This is a genomic window from Actinoplanes sp. NPDC020271 (assembly GCF_044388125.1).
GTDB lineage: Bacteria > Actinomycetota > Actinomycetes > Mycobacteriales > Micromonosporaceae > Actinoplanes.
The window spans coordinates 262,387-280,037 of record NZ_JBIRWQ010000005.1 but is presented as its reverse complement, the minus strand read 5'-3'; the positions used below and the strand labels follow the sequence as shown (position 1 = coordinate 280,037).

The following is a 17,651-nucleotide window of genomic DNA, read 5'->3' as shown; positions in this document are numbered from 1 at the left end:
GGCCCGCAATAAACAGACGATCATAAATTTTCCCGTACGAGTTCCGCCCGCCTACGCGGAGGCGCTGGTCAGCGCGTCGCCCAGTGCCGTCCGGGAATACAGCACGGAACGGCCGGACCGGGCGCGGGCCACCAGCCCCGCCCGATGCAGCACCGCGAGGTGATCGCCGACCGCCCCGGTCGCCAGCCCGAACACCGCCGCCAGCTGCGTCGTGCTGGCCGGTTCGGCGAGCGCGGTCAGCAGCTGGGCCCGGCTGCGACCGAGCAGCGCCGCCAGTGCGGACGGGACCGCCTGCGGAGCCGGCTCGAACAGCGCGCCCACCCCGCGCGCCGGGTAGATGACCGCTTTCGGCCACGGGTCGTCGCCGAAGACCGCCGTGCCGGGCCAGATCGTCACCGACGGGACGAGCAGCAGCCCCGCACCGCCGAGCGCCCCGGCCGGACCGCCGTGCCGGGCGATCTCGATCCCGCCGTCGCGCCAGCGCACCTTCGGGCCGAGGCCGGCCAGCGCCGCGGCCCACCCGGCCCGGCCGAGTTCGGCGGCACGGTGCACGACGTCGCGCTCGCACACCGCCCGCATCGGCGGCCACTCCCCCGCCAGCAGCTCCGACCAGGCCGACTCCATGAAGTCGGCGAGCTGGTCGAGCGCGCTGTCGGCGTACAGAATCGCCGTGACCGGTGTCGGGACGCGCTGCCGGGCCAGGTAGAAGTCGATCTCCTCGCGGGCCGCGGCCAACGGCCAGGAACGCACCGCGGCGAGGTCCTGCTCGATCGTCTGGGCCATGCCGCGCGGCGGGGGCGCGTAGAAGTTCGCACCCTGCTGCGCGGTCTTGAGCGCCCGCAGCGCGTGCAGGCAGGGGTCGTCGCGCAGCCGATCGAACCCGGACCGGAACCGTGCCAGCCACGACGACGGCAGGCTCGGCGCGGGTGCGTCCAGCGCGCGCAGCAGGTTGTGCAGCTCGAAGATCGGCGACACCGCGAACCGCGTCCGGAGCAGGTCTTCCGCCCCTACCTCGAACCGCATCACGCCCTGACGTTACGCCCCCTGGCGAATCAATCGCGCCGGCACGGGCCGCCCCGACATGGTGAGGGGGTGACTGTTGCCGACCGGGGCGCGACCTACCGCGAGGTCTTCGCCGAGCCCCGATTCCGCGTCCTGTTCTTCGCCCGCACCGCCGCCATCGCCGCCGAGTCGCTGCGGATCTTCGCGCTCTCCGTGCTGGTCTTCGAGCGCACCGGCTCCGCGCTGCTCAGTGCCCTCGCGTTCGCGGCCGGCTTCCTCCCACAGCTCGTCGGCGGGGTGCTGCTGGGCGCGCTGACCGACCGGATCCGGCCCCGGCCGCTGATCGTCACCGGCTACCTCGCCGGTGGGGCCGCGGCGCTGCTCATCGCCACCGTGGACCTGCCCGTCACGGCCCAGCTGACGATCATCGCGCTGGTCGCCTGCGGGACACCGATCTTCATGGGCGCGGCCGGACGGCTCGTGTCCGAGGTGCTCACCGGCGACGCGTACGTCCTCGGCCGCTCCGTCCTCAACATCGCCTCCTCCGGCGCGCAACTGATCGGCCTGGCCGTCGGTGGGGTCGCGGTCGCCGCGCTCGGGCCCGGACAGGCGCTGCTCATCGCGGCGGGAGGTCACGTGCTGGCGGCGGTGATCGTACGGCTGGGGCTGCCTGATCTCGATGGTGTTGCCGGGGAGAAGGGATCGGCGGTGCGCGCCAGCGTGACCGGCGCGGGTGAGCTGCTCGGCGATCCGGTGATCCGCCGGCTGCTGCTCCTCCACTGGTTGCCGGCGGCGTGCGTGGCCGGCGCCGAGGCGCTGCTCGTCGCGTACGCCACCGCGCGCGGCTTCCCGGCCGGGTCGGCGGGCGCGCTGATGGCCGCACTCCCGGTCGGCATGCTGCTCGGCGACCTGATCGTCGGCCGCTGGGTCCGCCCCGCGACCCGCGAACGCCTGACCCGCCCGCTCGTCCTGCTCGCCGGCGGCCCGCTGATCCTGCTCGTCACCGGTATCCCGCTCGCCGTGACCCTCACCGTGCTGGTCGCGTCCGGGGCGGGCGCCGCCTACCAGCTGGGCCTGCAACGCCCCTTGCTGCAGGCCACGCCGGAACTCCGCCGCGGCCAGATGTTCGCCCTGCTCTCCACCGGCCTGATGACCTTGCAGGGGCTCTCTCCGGTCGGCCTGGGCGCGATCGCGCAGCTCAGCACTCCGGGCACCGCCGTCGCCCTGGCCGGCGCCACCACCCTGCTCTGCGTCCTGCTCGTCCCACGCCTCGAGCTGTCCCCCGACCGCCGAGCCCGGTCGGCGAGATGAATCCGCAGATCCGGGCGCACCGGCGGCTCACCCCGGAGCCGCTGCCGGCCGAGCGGCCCACCACCACCTGGGCGGCGTCGCGGCACGGCCGGGAGTACATCGTCCAGCGCGCCGACCCGGCCGGCAGCCCGGACCGGCGACACCCGCTGCCGGCCCGGCCGAGCAGCGTGAACGCGGGCGGTTGCTCGCCCGGTTGCACGGCGCGCCGGCCGCGACGGGGATCACCGGGCAGCGTGCGGGATCAGGCGCCGGAGCGCACTCTCACGGCGTGCGCGCGAATGCATTGGGCGACGGTGCGCAACTGCTCGCGCGGCGGGCGATGGCCGAAAAATAGGAATGACACGATCCGATAGCGATCCACGATGTTGATCACTGTGAATGTATAGGGTCGCCCCAGCGGTGACCAGCCGTCATCGCGTTTCTCCGTACTCATAGGACGGTGAGAAGACGATGCGTGCCCCAGAACGGCAGGCGTTCCGGCTCCGGGCGGTCATCGCCGCCGGTGTCACCTTGGCGATGGCGATCGGCGCGGCCGGCTGCGCGAAGAGCGACCGGGACAGCGGCGGTGACAAGGCAGCCGGCGGCGGGACCTTCGTCTTCGCGGGCGCCGGCGACCCGAAGAACTTCGACCCGATCTTCAACGACGACGGTGAGTCGTTCCGGCCGATCCGGCAGATGTACGACACGCTGATCACCCACAAGCCGGGCACCGCCGACCTGACCGGCGGCCTGGCCGAGAGCTGGTCGAACGACCCGACCGGCCGGATCTGGACGTTCAAGCTGCGCCAGGGGGTCAAGTTCCACGACGGCACCGCGCTGGACGCCACCGCGGTCTGTGCGAACTTCGACCGCTGGTACAACATGAAGGGCGACGCCGCCCAGTCCCAGATGATCTACTACGCGGACGTGTTCGGCGGGTTCGCCGGCAGCCCGGACGCCGTCTACGACAACTGCACGGCGCAGGACGCCGGCACCGCGGTCGTGACGATGAAGAAGTACAAGGGCGCGTTCCCGGGCGCGTTCGCGCTGACCGCGTTCTCGATCGCCAGCCCGGCCGCGATGAAGCAGTACGGTGCCGACACGGTCACGCAGAACGGCGACTCGTTCGCCTACAGCGCGTTCGCCAACGAGCACCCGACCGGTACCGGCGCGTTCACGTTCGGCGGCTGGAACAAGGCGACCAGCGAGATCACCCTGAACCGCAACCCCGACTACTGGGGTGAGAAGGCCAAGGTCGACAAGGTCATCATCAAGGTCATCAAGGACGAGAACACCCGCAAGCAGGAGCTGCGCGCCGGCACCGTGCAGGCGATCGACTTCCCGGCCCCGGCCGACCGCAAGGCGCTCGCCGACGAGGGTTACAGCGTGCTCCCCCGGCCCGCCTTCAACATCCTCTACCTGGGCATCAACCAGAAGAACAACCCCAAACTCAAAGACTTGCGCGTACGGCAGGCAATCGCCTACGCCTTGAACCGCGCTCAACTGGTGCAGACCAAGGGTCCGGGCGGCACCGCGGTCGCCGACCAGTTCCTGCCGGACACCGTGCTGGGGTACGCGCCGGACGTCCAGAAGTACGAGTACAGCGTCGACAAGGCCAAGCAGTTGCTGGCCGACGCCGGCGCGACCGGGCTGACGTTGAACTTCTACTACCCGACCGAGGTGACCCGGCCGTACATGCCGAACCCGCAGGAGATCTTCACCGTGCTGGCCAACGATCTGCAGGCCGCCGGGATCAAGGTCAACGGCGTGCCCCGGCCGTGGAACGGTGGCTTCAAGGACGACGTGCAGCAGTTCGGGAAGCAGGACCTGCACATTCTCGGCTGGACCGGTGACTACAACGACCCGGGCAACTTCGTCGGCACGTTCTTCGGCCGGCCCAAGGTCGAGTTCGGCGACCAGGCGATGACCGACATGTTCACCGCCATCGACAAGGCCGACGCGACCGTCGACCAGAACGCCAAGAAGGCCGCGTTCGAGCAGGTCAACCGGGACATCGCCAGCAAGTGGCTGCCGGCCGTGCCGATCTGGCACGCCCCGCCGGCCCTGGTCACCACGAAGAGTGTCCAGGGTCTGGTGCCGAGCCCGCTGACCGCCGAGACGTTCAACACCGTCGCCATCACCAAGTAGGCGCCGGGCGTCCGCCGCGGCTGGGAGTCCCGGCCGCGGCGGACGCGTACCTGCTGACAGGAGTCCCATGCTCACAGTCGTCCTGCGCCGGCTTTCCCAGTTGAGCGTCACCATGATCGCTCTGATGACGCTCATCTTCTTCTGGCTGCGCAGTCTTCCCGGCGGGCCCGTCGACGCGCTGCTGGGTGAGCGCGCGACCCCGCAGACCCGCGAGACGCTGACCCGGGCACTCGGCTACGACCAGCCGATCTGGGTGCAGTACGGCCGGTTCCTGCGGCACGTGGTGACCGGTGACTTCGGCAATTCGATCCGGACCGGCGAGCCGGTGACCGCCGTGATCAGCCGGGCCTTCCCGGCGACGATCGAGCTGGCCTTCGCCGCGATCGTCATCGCGGTCGGGCTCGGCATCCCGCTGGGCTACCTCGCGGCCCGGTACCGCGGCCGGCTGCTCGACAACGCGACCATCGTCGTCACGCTGATCGGCATCTCGGTCCCGATCTTCTTCCTCGGTTACCTGCTCAAGGACTGGCTGACCCAGGGCGTGCACCTGTTCCCGCCGTCCGGCCGGATCAGCACCGGAACCGACAACACCGACGTGACCGGCCTGTTCGTCCTGGACGGGCTGCTGACCCGCGAGTTCGACGCCTCCGCCGACGCACTCTGGCACCTGATCCTGCCGGCCGTCACGCTGGCGACGATCCCGCTGGCGATCATCGTGCGGATCACCCGGGCCGGCGTTCTGGACGTGCTCGACGAGGACTACATCCGTACGGCGGATGCCAAGGGTTTGCGAAATGCCACCATCCGCAAGCGGCATGTGCTGCGCAACGCGCTGCTGCCGGTCGTCACCACGATCGGCCTGCAGACCGGCGCGCTGCTGGCCGGGGCGGTGCTGACCGAGAAGGTCTACAACTGGGGTGGCCTGGGCACGCTGATCACCGACTCGATCAGCGGCAGCCGGGACTATCCGGTGCTGCAGGCGCTGATCCTGCTGGCCGCTCTCGTCTTCATCGTGGTGAACCTGCTGGTCGACCTCTCCTACGCGGTGATCGACCCGAGGGTGCGTGTCCGGTGAGCGGCGCGGGCGGTATGGCGACGCTGGCCGACCACAAGCGCCGCCGCATCGACGAGCTGACCGCGCGCACGTCCGAGGGCGGCGGGGTCAGCCTGCTGCGCGACGCCGGCCGGCGACTGCTGCGCAATCCCGCCGCGATCGTGGGCGCGGCCCTCATCCTGCTGTTCCTGATCATCGCGATCTTCGCGCCGCTGGTCGCCCCGCACGATCCGGTGCAGCGGTTCCCGGAGCTGACCAGCAAGCTGACCGTCGACTCGATCCCGGGCGCGAGCGCCGGGCATCCGCTCGGCAGCGACCCGCTGGGCCGCGACTTCGCGTCCCGGATGATCTACGGCGCCCGGCAGACCCTGTTCGTCGGGGTCCTGGCCACACTCATCGGCCTGCTGTGCGGGGTGCTGCTCGGCGCGATCGCCGGTGCCGCCGGCGGCTGGGTCGACGTGCTGATCATGCGGGTCACCGACGTGATGCTGGCGCTGCCCAGCCTGCTGCTGGCGATCACCCTGGTCGCGCTGGCCCGCCAGTCGTCGCAGTGGACGGTGATCGTCGCGGTCGCGGTGGTCAACGTGCCGATCTTCGCCCGGCTGCTGCGCGGGTCGATGCTGGCCCAGCGGGAGAGCGATCACGTGCTCGCGGCCCGCGCGCTCGGCGTGCGGCGGCGGCACATCGTGACCCGGCACATGCTGCCGAACTCGCTGACCGCGGTGATCGTGCAGGCCACCCTGACGTTCGCGGTGGCGATCCTGGACGCGGCCGCGCTGTCGTTCCTCGGCCTCGGCGACCCGGACATCAACCGGGCCGAGTGGGGCCTGATGCTCGGCGTCGACGGTGTGCACTACCTCGAGGTCCGGCCGGAACTGGCGTACTACCCGGCCCTCGCGATCATCCTCGTGGCCCTCGGCTTCACGCTGCTCGGCGAGAGCATGCGCGAGGCGCTCGACCCGAAGAACCGGCGGTGAGCTGACATGCCCCTGCTCGACGTACGCGACCTGTCGGTCGTCTTCCAGCGCAAGGGCGCCGAGCCGTTCACCGCGGTGGACGGCGTCGGCTTCACCGTCGAACCCGGCCAGACGGTCGGGCTGGTCGGCGAGTCCGGCTGCGGCAAGTCGGTGACCAGCCTGGCGATCATGGGCCTGCTCCCGTCCCGCGGCAACCGGGTCACCGGCGAGGTGCTCTTCGAGGAGACCGACCTGCTCCGGTTGCGCCCGCAGGACCTGCGGGACCGGCGCGGCCGGGACATCGGCATGATCTTCCAGGACCCGTTGTCCTCGCTCAACCCGGTGATCCCTCTCGGACTGCAGGTGGCCGAGGTCCTCGAACGTCACCAGGGCAAGACCCGGCAGGCCGCGCTGCGCCAGGCCCGGGAACTGCTCGACGCGGTCGGCATCCCCGACCCGAACCGGCGGCTCAAGGAATTCCCGCACCAGCTCTCCGGCGGCATGCGGCAGCGGGCGCTGATCGCCATCGCGCTGGCCTGCAGACCCCGGCTGCTGATCGCCGACGAGCCGACCACAGCGCTGGACGTGACCATCCAGGCGCAGATCCTGGCCCTGCTCAAGGACCTGGTCGACCGGTCCGGCACAGCGCTCGTGATGATCACTCACGATCTGGGGGTGGTGGCCGGGCTCTGCGACACGGTCAACGTCCTCTACGCCGGCAAGGTGGTCGAACGGGCCGTGCGTCACGACCTGTTCGCCGACCCGCGGCACCCGTACACGCACGGGCTGCTGAGTTCCGTGCCTCGCCTCGACGTCGACCGCGGCGGGCGCCTGCACCAGATCCGCGGCTCGGTCAGCGACAACATTCCCTGGTCAGAGGGGTGCGCGTTCGCCCCGCGCTGCGACCGGGTGATCGACGACTGCGTCGGCGCGACGATCCCGCTCACCCCCACGCGGCGGCGCGACGGGGCGCTGCGGTGCACGAATCCCGTACCGCTGGAGGTGCCCGCGTGACCGAGCAACCGAGCAACCGTCCATCCGGCGCCGGCACGGCCGGCCCGGGGCACCCGGTGGGCAGTGCCCTGGTCGAGATCGACGACCTCAAGGTCCATTTTCCGATCAAGAGCGGACTTCTCTTCGACCGTACGATCGGGTACGTCTACGCCGTCGACGGCGTCTCGCTGAGCATCCGGCGCGGCGAGACCTACGGCCTGGTCGGTGAGTCCGGCTGCGGCAAGTCGACGCTCGGCCGCGGCCTGCTGCGCCTCGTCGAGCCGACCAACGGAAAGATCATCTTCGACGGTACGGACGTCCGGGCGCTCAAGGGCGAACAGATGCGCCTTTTCCGCCGCCGCATCCAGATGGTCTTCCAGGACCCGATGTCGAGCCTCGACCCCCGCCAAACCGTGGAGTCCCTGCTCGTCGAAGGACTCAAGGCGCACGACATGCACAAGAACAGGACTGACGTACGGACTCGGCTGCGCACCACGCTCGACTCCGTCGGCCTGCCGTCGTCGACGCTCGGCAAGTACCCGCACGAATTCTCGGGCGGCCAGCGCCAGCGCATCGGCATCGCCCGCGCCCTGATCCTCGGCCCGGAACTGATCGTGGCCGACGAGCCGGTGTCGGCCCTCGACGTGTCGATCCAGGCGCAGGTCGTGAACCTGCTCGGCGACCTGCAGGACTCGCTCGGCCTGACCTACCTGGTCATCGCGCACGACCTGGCCGTCGTCCGGCACATCTCCGACACGATCGGCGTGATGTACCTGGGCGCGCTGGTCGAGGAGGCCGACGGCGACCGGCTGTACGAGCGGCCGCTGCACCCGTACACCCGGGCACTGCTGTCGGCAGTGCCGATCCCCGACCCGTACACCGAGGACCGCCGCGAACGGATCCTGCTCACCGGTGACCTGCCGTCGCCGGCGAACCCGCCGAGCGGCTGCCGGTTCCGTACCCGATGCCCCTGGTCCCAGGATCGCTGCGCGTCGGAACGCCCGGAGTTGCGCGTCTTCGACGACTCGGGGCAGCGGGTGGCGTGCCACTTCGCCGCCGAGATCCTCAGCGGCGAACTGAAGATGCACGAAGTCCGCACCGAACTGGTCCGGCCGGGCGGGGACACCCCGCCCGACATCGGCGCCGGCCTGATCCAGAGCGCCACCGACCTGCCCTGACCCGCCCACCGCATCCGACCGAAGTCCGCTCCGGACCGTTCCGGTCAACCACATCTCACCTCCCCTCGCGCTCCACCGCCCCGCAGCTCGGCCGGCACCTCGCACACCACCGGCGCGACCGCCACGGCCCGCCCTGGGCGCGGATCGCGCCTCACCAACGACACCCAGCCCGGCCCACCGCCCCCGCCGGGTCCGGCCGCGGTGCCCTGCGGAGCGCGGTGGTCGCGGCCTGTGCGGCCGGCCCGCAACAGTCGCGGCTCGCGCGGCACTCGCGGGCGAGGCACAGCGGCCCCGGGCGGCGCCGGGCCGCGGGCGACGCACAGCGGTCAGGGCGCAGAACCACGCGCGACGCCGGGCGGTGACGGGCGGCACAGAGCGGTCAGGGCGCAGAACCACGCGCGACGCCGGGCGGTGACGGGCGGCACAGAGCGGTCAGGGCGCAGGGCCGCGCGCGACGGCGGGCGGTGACGGGCGGCCCGGCGCGGCCCGGCGGGCGCGGGCGCTCGGTGAACGGTGAACGGTGAACGGTGAACGGTGAACGGTGTGAATCGGGCCGGTCTCGGCGAGGCGCCGGTGTGGTGACATCGGGAAGATCGTCGGGCCGCCTAGGGTGGGCGATGCTATGACGATGCCGGATCAGAGCGCCGCCGAGGCGACCGAAACCCGACCCTGCGCCCACTGCGGGCGTCCCGTGCCGCAGCGCAACTCCGCGGGCCGGCCGTTCCGGTACTGCCGGGACAACGACGGCGAGTGCCAGCGCGCCTCCCGCAACGTGCGGATGCGGCACCGTTCGTCGCCCGGCCTGGCCGGTTCGGTCGCCCGCACCTGGGAGGTCGTCGACCGCCTGGACCAGATGGTCGGCACGCTGACCGAGGCCCTGCATTCGGAGATGTCCCCGGCCGGCGTCGAGCGGCAGGTCGCCGAGGTCCGCGCCGAGACGTCGTCGGCGGTTGCCGCCGCGCACGCCGAGCGGGACGACGCGCGCCGCGACGCTGAGCAGGCCGCCACGGCGACCGCGGCGGCGCAGCAGGTCGCGGCGGCCGCGACCGCCGAACGTGACGAGTCCCGGCAGCGGGCGGCCGAGGCTACGCGGGCCGCCGAGGAGGCCGGCAAGCGCGAGCAGCAGGCGATCACGGCACGCGACGAGGCGGTGAAGGCCGCCACGGCCGCGGCCGCCCTGCGCGAACGCGCCGAGACCGAACGCGACGCCGCCGCCGAGGATCTGACTGCCGTGCGGCGTGAGCTGCAGGAGACCAAGGTCCAGCGGGACACGGCGGAACGCGATCTCGCGGCTGCCCTGAAGGACCACAACGATTTCCGGCGTACGGCGGAGCAGGCGGCCCTGCGAGCCGAGGAGTCGTTGACCGCCGCCCGCGCGGACACCGCCACCGCCCGGGAAGCCGCCGAGCAGTCCGACCGTCGCGCGAAGGCCGCCGAGCAGGCGACCGCCGAGTCCGCCGCGCGTGCCGAGCAGGCCGCCGCCGAGGTGACCGCGGTGCGGTGGGAACTGGCCACGGTGGTGTCGGAGCGGGACGAGTTGCGACGCACGGCCGGGGATCTCGACCGTACGCGCAAAGATCTCGAACGTGCCGCCGAGGACCGCGCCGACCTGGAGCGCCGTCTCGCCGCCGCCCGGGCCGATGCGGACGCCGCGCACCAGCGGGTGGCCCAGCTCACCGGCCAGGTCAGTGACCTGGCGTCGGCCCTGGCCACGCTCGGCGCCGGTCGCCCGCCCGCGGGACCGTCCTCGCCCGCTCCGGTGCAGGCCTCACCCACCGATCACTGATCACTGTTGCGCAACAAGTTGATCACCGTTGGGACGGGCCGGCGGGTGATGAACGCCCGAGTGACCGACATCGCACCACGCGTAGATGTGTTAAACAACCATAAACTGGACCAAGGTCCACTTCACGAGCGTTCAAATTGGGGTGTAGGTTGGCACGCCGGTTACGCTCGTAGCGTTACAACGCCTTTACCGGGCGGGTAAAAGACCGATAGAACACTCGGCGGCCGCAGGAATCCGGCGACCGTCCCTTTCGTTACACCAACGAGAGCAGCACCACGAGCGAGGGGAAGCCGATCATGGGCGAACGCATGCTGCGCGGCAGCCGTCTAGGCGCAGTCAGCTACGAGTCCGACCGTAACACCGAGCTGGCGCCCCGACAGACCCGTGAGTACCTGTGCGTCAAGGGTCACCAGTTCGAGGTTCCGTTCGCTGTCGACGCCGAGGTGCCGACCACCTGGGAGTGCAAGTTCGACGGCAGCGTGGCCCGGCTGGTCGACGGCAGCGAGCCGGAGCAGAAGAAGGCGAAGCCGCCACGCACCCACTGGGACATGCTCCTGGAGCGGCGTTCGATCGCTGAGCTGGAAGACATCCTCAACGAGCGTCTCCAGGAAGTTCGCACCCGCCGCGGCCGCTGACCCCGTCACCGCCGCAGGCCGACACCAAGGCACACGAAGGGCCGCCCCCGGGAGGGGCGGCCCTTCGTCGTCCCCGGCCCGCCCCGCCACCGCCGGCTGGTGTCCGGCTGGTTCTCGTGGGTGTCGTTCGGGTGCCGAACGACACCCACGAGAACCGGCCTGGAGGGCGGACCGCGCCGCTTCCGATCGTCCGCGATGTGGACGGACATCCCGCCAGATGAGCGGGTCCCGCCCGGTCGGCGATCAAAGCCGCATCGAGCACCGCATGACAGCGCTGGTATCCAGCCGAACCGGCCCGGCTGAGCGCCAGGGTCGGGACAACGCGCGGACAACAGCGCTGAGGTCCAGCCGAACCCACCCGGCTGGACCTCAGCGTCATGACAACGCCCGGACAACAGCGCTCAGGACCAGCCGAAGCCCCGCCGGCTGGCGGCGGCAGGAGCAACCGCGATGGCCGCGAGCGGCTCCGGAGGCGAGCGCCTGGCAGGCGAGCGCCGCCGGGTGCTGGACCTCACCCTCAAGGGCGGTCGCCAGGCCCGGTGGCGGCAATGAGCGGGTGGGGCTAGCGGACGATCTCGCCCTCGATGGCGGCGGCGGGCTCACGCCGGACCGGCGGCTCGTCGGCGACCGAGGAGTTGACCACCGTCGGGTCGTCGACGCGGACGCGGACCTTGCGCGGGCCGAACAGGTCGCCGGTGACGCCGCCGCCGAGGCGACGGGTCGCGAAGCGCTCGACACCACCCCGGGCCAGGCCGCGCCCCGGGGGCAGCAGCAGGAGCAGGCCGGCGACGCCGGTGACGAAGCCGGGCAGGGCCAGCAGCAGCGCCCCGCCGAGGCCGACGAGCGAGTTGGTCACCTCGGCACCGGGCGGGCGACCGGCCGCGGCAGCCTGCTGGAAGGCACGCCAGCCCCGGATGCCCTCGCGCCGCAGCAGCGAGAAGCCGGCCAGGGTGATCGCGGCGAGCAGGAGGAACGCCCAGCCTGCCCCGATCAGGTGCGCCACCGCGACGAACGCCGAGATCTCGGCGACCGCGAGCAGCGGGAAGACGAAGGGAAGGTATGCCATTCGGCTACGGCGCATGGAGAGCCTCCGATTTCTTGCGAACACCACCAGCATGACACTCGAACCTGCGTCCTACCTGTGCGCCTGCTGAGGCGGCTGTCACTCCGGGCGCGACCCGCAGAACGCCACGAACCTCGTGCGGTCACGCACCGGCGTGATCGGCGGGCGTGCAGCGAGGACGCGTGAGTCCCCGCTGCACGCCCGCTCGCCGATCAGCTGCGGCCGAGCATCTCTGCGGTCAGAACGGTGCCGCCCAGCCCCCAGCCGCCTTCAGCGACCTCGTCGACCAGGACGAGTGTGGTGGCGCGGGCGCGTTCGCCGTACACGTCGGCGTAGGCGTCGGTGACGGCGTCGATGAGCTTCTTCTTCGACTCCGGGGTCAGGGTGTCGGCGGGAACCTTCAGGTTGGCGAACGGCATGACAGGTGTTCCTTCCCAGTGGGATGACGCGACTCACGAATCGATAATGACGATATGCCTTCGACGTATCATCGATACGGCAAAGGTAGCAGACGCCCGCGATCACCGCTAGCGTTGTGACGTAGCATTGATTCATGAGCGATTCGTCCCGCCGTCAGCGCGGTCCCGCCGGCCCGGCCAATGACGCCCCCGTCCGGGCGGCGCTGCTCGCCGCCGCCGAACGGCAGCTCGCCGCGTCCGCGGACGGCGACATCGCCACCCGCGCGGTGGCCGACGAGGCGGGTGTCACCCAGCCCGTGCTCTACCGGATCTTCGGCGACAAACGGGGCCTGCTCGACGCCGTCGCCGACACCGGCCTGGAGCGCTACGCACAACGGAAGACCGAACTCGAGGTCACCGACGACCCGGTTGCCGACCTGTACGCCGGCTGGGACGACCACATGGCTTTCGCGGCCGGCAATCCGGCGCTCTACCGCCTGATGTTCGCGCCCCGCCCGCAGTCGGCCGCGACGACCTATCAACGCATCCTGCAGCTGCTGGAGGCCACCCTGTTGCGCTGTGCCGCTGCCGGCGCTCTGACGACGACTCCGCGGCTGGCCGCCCAGCTGATCCTGCCCGCGAACATCGGCGTCGCCCTCGGCCGTCTCGCCCAGCCCGAGCTGTTCGACGACCCCACGCTGTCGCACCGGGCCCGCGACGCGGTTTTCTCCGCCGTCCTCACCGACCCGGCCGAGCCGAGCGGGCCGGACCCGGTCCGCGCCGCCGCCCGCCAGCTGCGCTCCCAGCTGACCCTCACCGGCACCGACCGCCTGGAACCGGTCGAGACCGCCCTGCTGGACCGCTGGCTCAGCCGCCTCGACCCACCGGACCCGGCTCAGTGACCGGCCGCGGAGAACACGTAGGCCGGGCCCACCCGGACCCGGCCTACGCAACAAACGACTTATGCACCTGCCGGCCTCACGGCCAGGTCTGCTCCTGCTTCGGCTTGCGACCGACCGCCTTGAGCAGCGACTCCTTACGAGCCTGAGCACCCCACACGGTCACCCGCAGCAGCTGCTCCTTGAAGATGTTGCCGCTCATCTTGCTGACCCCGTGCTCACGCTCGGTGAACGTGATCGGCACCTCGACCAGCCGGAACCCGCCCCGGTAGGCCCGCCAGGCCAGCTCCACCTGGAACGAGTACCCCGTCGACGCGACGGACGCCACGTCGATCGAGTCGAGGACGGTCATCCGGTACGCCCGGTAGCCGCCGGTCGCGTCCCGGAACGGCATGCCCAGCGCCATCCGGATGTAGATGTTGCCGCCGCGCGAGAGCAGCAGCCGGCGCATCGGCCAGTTGTGCACGCTGCCGCCCGGGATGTACCGGGTGCCGAGCACCGCGTCGGCCGACCCGAGCGCGTCGAGCAGCTTCGGCAGCTCCTCGGGCGCGTGCGAGCCGTCGGCGTCCATTTCGACGACCGCGTCGTAGCCCTTGTCCTTGGCCCAGGCGAAACCGGCCTTGTACGCCGCGCCGAGCCCCTCCTTGCCCTGCCGGTGCAGGACGAAGATGTGGTCGTCAGCGAGCGCGAGCTCGTCCGCGATCGCGCCGGTGCCGTCTGGCGAGTTGTCGTCGGCGACCAGGATGTCGACATCCGGCACCGCCTGGCGCACTCGCCCGGTGATGAGACGGACGTTGTCCGCCTCGTTGTAGGTGGGGATGATCACGAGGACCCGACCCACTCCCGGGTAGCCTTCCGCCTCGCTCAACGTTCCTCCACGATCTCGTCGCCCCCGTTGCTGTCGATTACCCTCCGGCGACGCAGCGGAACGGCGCCGACCAGGGCGATCACGGCCAAGCCCACCGCGATCGCCTCGGGCCAGATGCCCGAACGAGTCGCTAGCGTACGCGTTGCCCCGGTAGCCATTTCATGCACCACCACCCCTGCGGTGTTGAACGCGGTCGCGCCGTGCACGCCGCCGCTGGTATCCACGAACGCCGACACCCCGACGGTCGACACCATCAGCGAGTCCAGCCCGTGCTCGACGGCCCGCAGACGCACCATGGCCAGCTGCTGGCGGGCCTCGCCCTCGTCGAACGTGGCGTTGTTCGTCTGGACGGTGAGGATCTGGGCGCCCTTCGCCACGGTGTCACGGACGATGCCGTCGTAGGCCACCTCGAAACAGATCACGTCGCCGAGGGTCAGCGGGCCGGTGTCGATCACGCCGGCGTGGTCCCCGGCGAGCATGTTGCGGACCAGGTCCACCTTGTCGGTGACGAGCCGGGCGATCGGGCGCAACGGCATGTACTCGGCGAACGGGACCGGGTGCTGCTTGATGTAGGTCTGGGTCAGGTCAGGCCCGGTGACCGGCATCCAGAGCAGGCCGGCGTTCTTGATGTCGCCGGGGTTGTCGGTGCGCAGCACGGCCCCGACCAGGATCGGGACGCCGATCTCCCGGGCGGCCGTGGAGATCTCGTCGGCGGCGTCCTGGTTGCGCAGCGGGTCGATGTCGCTGGAGTTCTCCGGCCAGATCACCAGGTCCGGCCGGGGCTGTTCACCGGCGGTCACGGCGGCGGCGAGCCGCCGGGTGGCGGTGACGTGGTTGTCCAGCACGGCGCGCCGCTGGGCGTTGAAGTCCAGGCCGAGCCGCGGCACGTTGCCCTGCACGATCGCGACCGTGTAGCTCGGGCCGCCCGGGGCGGTCAGCGGCACGGCGGCCGGGGCGCCGATCAGCACCGCGGTGGTCGCGGCGAACCCGGCGACCGGCAGCAGCGCCGGGCGTCTCCAGGTGCGCCAGGCCAGGGCGACCAGGGCGCCTCCGGTGGCGGCGACCGCGAACGTGACCAGGGGTGCGCCGCCCCAGGCGGCCAGGCGCAGCGCGGGGGCGTCGCCCTGGCTGAATGCGAGCCGGCCCCACGGGAAGCCACCGAACGGCGCCCGGTCGCGCAGCGCCTCGTCGGCGACCCAGAGCACCCCGGTCAGCAGGGGCCACAGCGCCCGGCGCCGGTCGGCCAGCGGGGACAGCCACGCGCCGGCCAGCCCGGCCAGGCCGATCACGGCCGCCTCGGCGGTCGACAGCAGCGCCCAGGGCAGCCAGCCGGCGGCGATCCGGGTCCACTCCAGCAGCGGGTAGAACAGGACGACACCGGCGAGGAAGCCGAGCCCGAGGCCGGCCCGCGGGCGCCGCCGGTGGGTGGCCGCCGTGAGCAGCGCGACGCCGACCGGGGCGAGCCACCACACGTCATACGGCGGGAGGGCCAGCAGCAGTGCCACGCCCGCGGCGACGGCGAGGGCCGCGGCCACCGGCAGCCGCAGCGGGGCGGGCCCGGGCGGTGGCGGGGTGGCGGGACCCGGCTCGGCCAGCTCCGGGGGCGGCATCGTCATTTCCACGCCAGGCAGGCTACCTGCCTGGCGTGGGCGTTCCGGTGGAACTGTCGGCCGCAATCTCGTACCGGCCGGGTGAGAGGCGGCTGAGAACTGGCAGAGGGGCGCGGCGTCCAGCGGCCGCGCCCCTCGGGGTGCTTCTCGTCCCTCACGCCCTTCACGGCCGGTTGCCGGACGGCGTCGCGCTGACCTTCGGACCGACGCGTCACGGGCTGGCTGCCCGCGCCGTGCCGTTGTCTACTGGCCAGGCTCGGCTCGTCCCGGCTTCCGGTGGTGCGACCCGGTCCGCGCCGCCCGCGCACCCTGACCCCCTGGACCTGGCTGAACGCGCGACCCCTGCGGGAACGGCACTGCGGCCAGTGGGTTAGGGAACGAAGCGGATCACAGTCGCTTGCCGTGAAACAGGACCTGAAGACGGTACGTCCGGACGGGGGCGGTCTGTCAACACCGGGGTTGCCGCTCCCGGCGTGTCGCCTCCTCCGGCGTGTCCGAAAATGTACTCTATCGATCCCGTCCGGCGGTGAGCAGGGTGCCGGTCAGCGCCGCCGCCACGGCAGGGTGATCGACGGCCAGCAATCCCGCCGCGGCCAGCACATACGCACTGTCGACGACGGTCCGCGCGCGGTCCGGCAGCGCCCAGCCACCGGCCGTGTCGCCCAGCACCGCGCGCAGCACGTGCTCGCCACCGCCGTGCCGCAGCACCCCCCCGGATCCGATGACCAGGCGCACGTCGCGCAGGTCACGACCACCCGTGCGGGGTAGTCCGGGTCCGGCCGAGTGACCCCGCGCGTGCCGGCGCAGCGCGATCTGCGCGGCGGTCGCGGCCAGTTCCCGCTCCGATACCGGGTCTGCCAACTTCTCCACGATCGCGGCGTCCCGGGTCGACGGCGCGCCGACGGCCACCCCCAGGTCACCCTCGACGGTCCGGGAGCGCCACAGTGTGCCGGCCACGTCGCGGCGCGGGCCGGTGGACAGTTCCGCGTCCGGGACCAGCGCCGAGTAGACGTCGGTGGTCGCCCCGCCCACGTCGACGACCAGGACCCCGAACCCGGCCCGGTCGGCGAGCAGCTCCACCCCGGCCAGCACGGCGTCCGGGGTGGCGGAGCGCACCAGCGCGGCGAATCGGGGGCCCTTCGACAGGCGCTTGCCGCCGATCACGTGCCGCAGGAACACCTCGCGGATCGCCGCGCGCGCCGGCCGCGGGTCCAGCACGCCGATCCGGGGCAGCACGTTGCCGGTCACCGTCACCGGCACCCCGCGCGAGGTCAGAAGATCACGAGCTTCCTCCCGTACGTCGTGATTGCCGGCCAGTACCACCGGAATGCGCAACCGGGCGGCGGCCAGGCGCCGCGCGTTGTGCAGCAGCACCTCCGCGTCACCGCCGTCGGTGCCGCCGACCAGCAGCACCACGTCGGGGCGGGCGGCCCGCAGCGCGGTGACGGCCGCACCGGTCAGCGGCCCGGACGCGACGTGCACGACCTGCGCGCCCGCGGAGAGCCCGACGCGGTGGCCGGCCTCGGCCGTCACCAGGCTCTCGTAGCCGACGACGGCCAGCCGCAGCCCGCCGCCGGCCGACGAGCAGACGTAGAGCGGCGCGCCGGCGCCGTCCACCGCGGCGACGGCGGCGTTCAGCCCGTCCAGGACGTCCGTTCCGGAGGTGGTCGGCACCTCGGCCCGGCTGACCAGTTCCGCGCCGCTCAGATCGATCTTGGCGGCTTTCGTGTACGTCGACCCGACGTCGACGCAGACCACTTCCGGCACCCCA

The 17,651-nt window shown here is 71.9% G+C and carries 16 protein-coding genes; 9 read left to right on the top strand and 7 right to left on the bottom strand.

Features of this window, described 5'->3' with window-relative positions:
* Positions 1-51: 51 nt before the first annotated feature.
* Positions 52-1,023, bottom strand: a complete 972-nt coding sequence (locus ACH442_RS14050; RefSeq protein WP_396338604.1) for an ArsR/SmtB family transcription factor — start codon at positions 1,021-1,023, stop codon at positions 52-54.
* 69 nt (positions 1,024-1,092) lie between these two features.
* On the opposite strand from ACH442_RS14050, the gene ACH442_RS14045 reads away from it, so the two are divergent.
* Complete coding sequence (locus tag ACH442_RS14045) at positions 1,093-2,313, top strand: MFS transporter (RefSeq protein WP_396338362.1); 1,221 nt, start codon at positions 1,093-1,095, stop codon at positions 2,311-2,313.
* Between the two features lie 241 nt (positions 2,314-2,554).
* On the opposite strand, the gene ACH442_RS14040 is transcribed toward ACH442_RS14045, so the two are convergent.
* Positions 2,555-2,686 (bottom strand): hypothetical protein, encoded by a 132-nt coding sequence (locus tag ACH442_RS14040; RefSeq protein ID WP_396338361.1) that lies wholly within the window; start codon positions 2,684-2,686, stop codon positions 2,555-2,557.
* 77 nt (positions 2,687-2,763) lie between these two features.
* Between ACH442_RS14040 and ACH442_RS14035 the strand changes: the two genes are divergently transcribed.
* From ACH442_RS14035 to ACH442_RS14005, 7 genes are all read left to right on the top strand, one after another.
* Complete coding sequence (locus ACH442_RS14035; protein WP_396338360.1) at positions 2,764-4,440, top strand: ABC transporter substrate-binding protein; 1,677 nt, start codon at positions 2,764-2,766, stop codon at positions 4,438-4,440.
* Positions 4,441-4,507: 67 nt separating this feature from the next.
* Positions 4,508-5,515, top strand: coding sequence for an ABC transporter permease (locus tag ACH442_RS14030; RefSeq protein WP_396338359.1), 1,008 nt, complete (start codon positions 4,508-4,510; stop codon positions 5,513-5,515).
* Between the two features lie 14 nt (positions 5,516-5,529).
* Entirely contained in the window at positions 5,530-6,471 is a 942-nt protein-coding gene (locus tag ACH442_RS14025; protein WP_396338603.1) for an ABC transporter permease, read from the top strand.
* Positions 6,472-6,477: 6 nt separating this feature from the next.
* Positions 6,478-7,464 carry an ABC transporter ATP-binding protein gene (locus tag ACH442_RS14020; RefSeq protein ID WP_396338358.1) on the top strand — a complete coding sequence of 329 codons (987 nt, stop codon included), beginning with the start codon at positions 6,478-6,480 and terminating at the stop codon, positions 7,462-7,464.
* Between the two features lie 56 nt (positions 7,465-7,520).
* Positions 7,521-8,621, top strand: coding sequence for an ABC transporter ATP-binding protein (locus tag ACH442_RS14015; protein WP_396338602.1), 1,101 nt, complete (start codon positions 7,521-7,523; stop codon positions 8,619-8,621).
* Between the two features lie 622 nt (positions 8,622-9,243).
* Positions 9,244-10,407: a serine/threonine protein kinase gene (locus ACH442_RS14010; protein ID WP_396338357.1), complete on the top strand. Its 1,164-nt coding sequence runs from the start codon at positions 9,244-9,246 to the stop codon at positions 10,405-10,407.
* A gap of 296 nt (positions 10,408-10,703) precedes the next feature.
* On the top strand, positions 10,704-11,042 hold the full coding sequence (locus tag ACH442_RS14005) for an RNA polymerase-binding protein RbpA (RefSeq protein ID WP_014689763.1): 339 nt from the start codon (positions 10,704-10,706) through the stop codon (positions 11,040-11,042).
* Between the two features lie 562 nt (positions 11,043-11,604).
* Here ACH442_RS14005 and ACH442_RS14000 read toward each other — a convergent pair.
* Complete coding sequence (locus tag ACH442_RS14000) at positions 11,605-12,108, bottom strand: FxsA family protein (protein ID WP_396338356.1); 504 nt, start codon at positions 12,106-12,108, stop codon at positions 11,605-11,607.
* 209 nt (positions 12,109-12,317) lie between these two features.
* On the bottom strand, positions 12,318-12,524 hold the full coding sequence (locus tag ACH442_RS13995; protein ID WP_203818944.1) for a 4-oxalocrotonate tautomerase family protein: 207 nt from the start codon (positions 12,522-12,524) through the stop codon (positions 12,318-12,320).
* Between the two features lie 134 nt (positions 12,525-12,658).
* On the opposite strand from ACH442_RS13995, the gene ACH442_RS13990 reads away from it, so the two are divergent.
* Positions 12,659-13,405, top strand: a complete 747-nt coding sequence (locus ACH442_RS13990; RefSeq protein WP_396338355.1) for a TetR/AcrR family transcriptional regulator — start codon at positions 12,659-12,661, stop codon at positions 13,403-13,405.
* Positions 13,406-13,481: 76 nt separating this feature from the next.
* On the opposite strand, the gene ACH442_RS13985 is transcribed toward ACH442_RS13990, so the two are convergent.
* The 3 genes from ACH442_RS13985 to ACH442_RS13975 all read right to left on the bottom strand — a co-directional run bounded on the left by ACH442_RS13985 (position 13,482) and on the right by ACH442_RS13975 (position 17,647).
* A complete protein-coding gene (locus tag ACH442_RS13985) occupies positions 13,482-14,270 on the bottom strand; it encodes a polyprenol monophosphomannose synthase (RefSeq protein WP_396338354.1) in 789 nt (262 codons plus the stop codon).
* The gene (gene lnt, locus ACH442_RS13980) at positions 14,267-15,886 is read right to left on the bottom strand and encodes an apolipoprotein N-acyltransferase (RefSeq protein WP_396338601.1); all 1,620 of its coding nucleotides are present in this window, start codon (positions 15,884-15,886) and stop codon (positions 14,267-14,269) included. The genes ACH442_RS13985 and lnt overlap by 4 nt, the downstream gene beginning before the upstream one ends.
* Before the next feature lie 501 nt (positions 15,887-16,387).
* A complete protein-coding gene (locus ACH442_RS13975; protein ID WP_396338600.1) occupies positions 16,388-17,647 on the bottom strand; it encodes a glutamate mutase L in 1,260 nt (419 codons plus the stop codon).
* Positions 17,648-17,651: the final 4 nt, after the last annotated feature.

Bases quoted from the DNA above. Each gene is read 5' to 3' on its own strand.
- ACH442_RS14050 (WP_396338604.1), bottom strand. From the start codon at position 1,023: ATGCGGTTCGAGGTAGGGGCGGAAGACCTGCTCCGGACGCGGTTCGCG.
- ACH442_RS14035 (WP_396338360.1), top strand. From the start codon at position 2,764: ATGCGTGCCCCAGAACGGCAGGCGTTCCGGCTCCGGGCGGTCATCGCC.
- ACH442_RS14030 (WP_396338359.1), top strand. From the start codon at position 4,508: ATGCTCACAGTCGTCCTGCGCCGGCTTTCCCAGTTGAGCGTCACCATG.
- ACH442_RS14025 (WP_396338603.1), top strand. From the start codon at position 5,530: ATGGCGACGCTGGCCGACCACAAGCGCCGCCGCATCGACGAGCTGACC.
- ACH442_RS14020 (WP_396338358.1), top strand. From the start codon at position 6,478: ATGCCCCTGCTCGACGTACGCGACCTGTCGGTCGTCTTCCAGCGCAAG.
- ACH442_RS14010 (WP_396338357.1), top strand. From the start codon at position 9,244: ATGACGATGCCGGATCAGAGCGCCGCCGAGGCGACCGAAACCCGACCC.
- ACH442_RS14005 (WP_014689763.1), top strand. From the start codon at position 10,704: ATGGGCGAACGCATGCTGCGCGGCAGCCGTCTAGGCGCAGTCAGCTAC.
- ACH442_RS14000 (WP_396338356.1), bottom strand. From the start codon at position 12,108: ATGGCATACCTTCCCTTCGTCTTCCCGCTGCTCGCGGTCGCCGAGATC.
- ACH442_RS13995 (WP_203818944.1), bottom strand. From the start codon at position 12,524: ATGCCGTTCGCCAACCTGAAGGTTCCCGCCGACACCCTGACCCCGGAG.
- ACH442_RS13990 (WP_396338355.1), top strand. From the start codon at position 12,659: ATGAGCGATTCGTCCCGCCGTCAGCGCGGTCCCGCCGGCCCGGCCAAT.
- lnt (WP_396338601.1), bottom strand. From the start codon at position 15,886: ATGACGATGCCGCCCCCGGAGCTGGCCGAGCCGGGTCCCGCCACCCCG.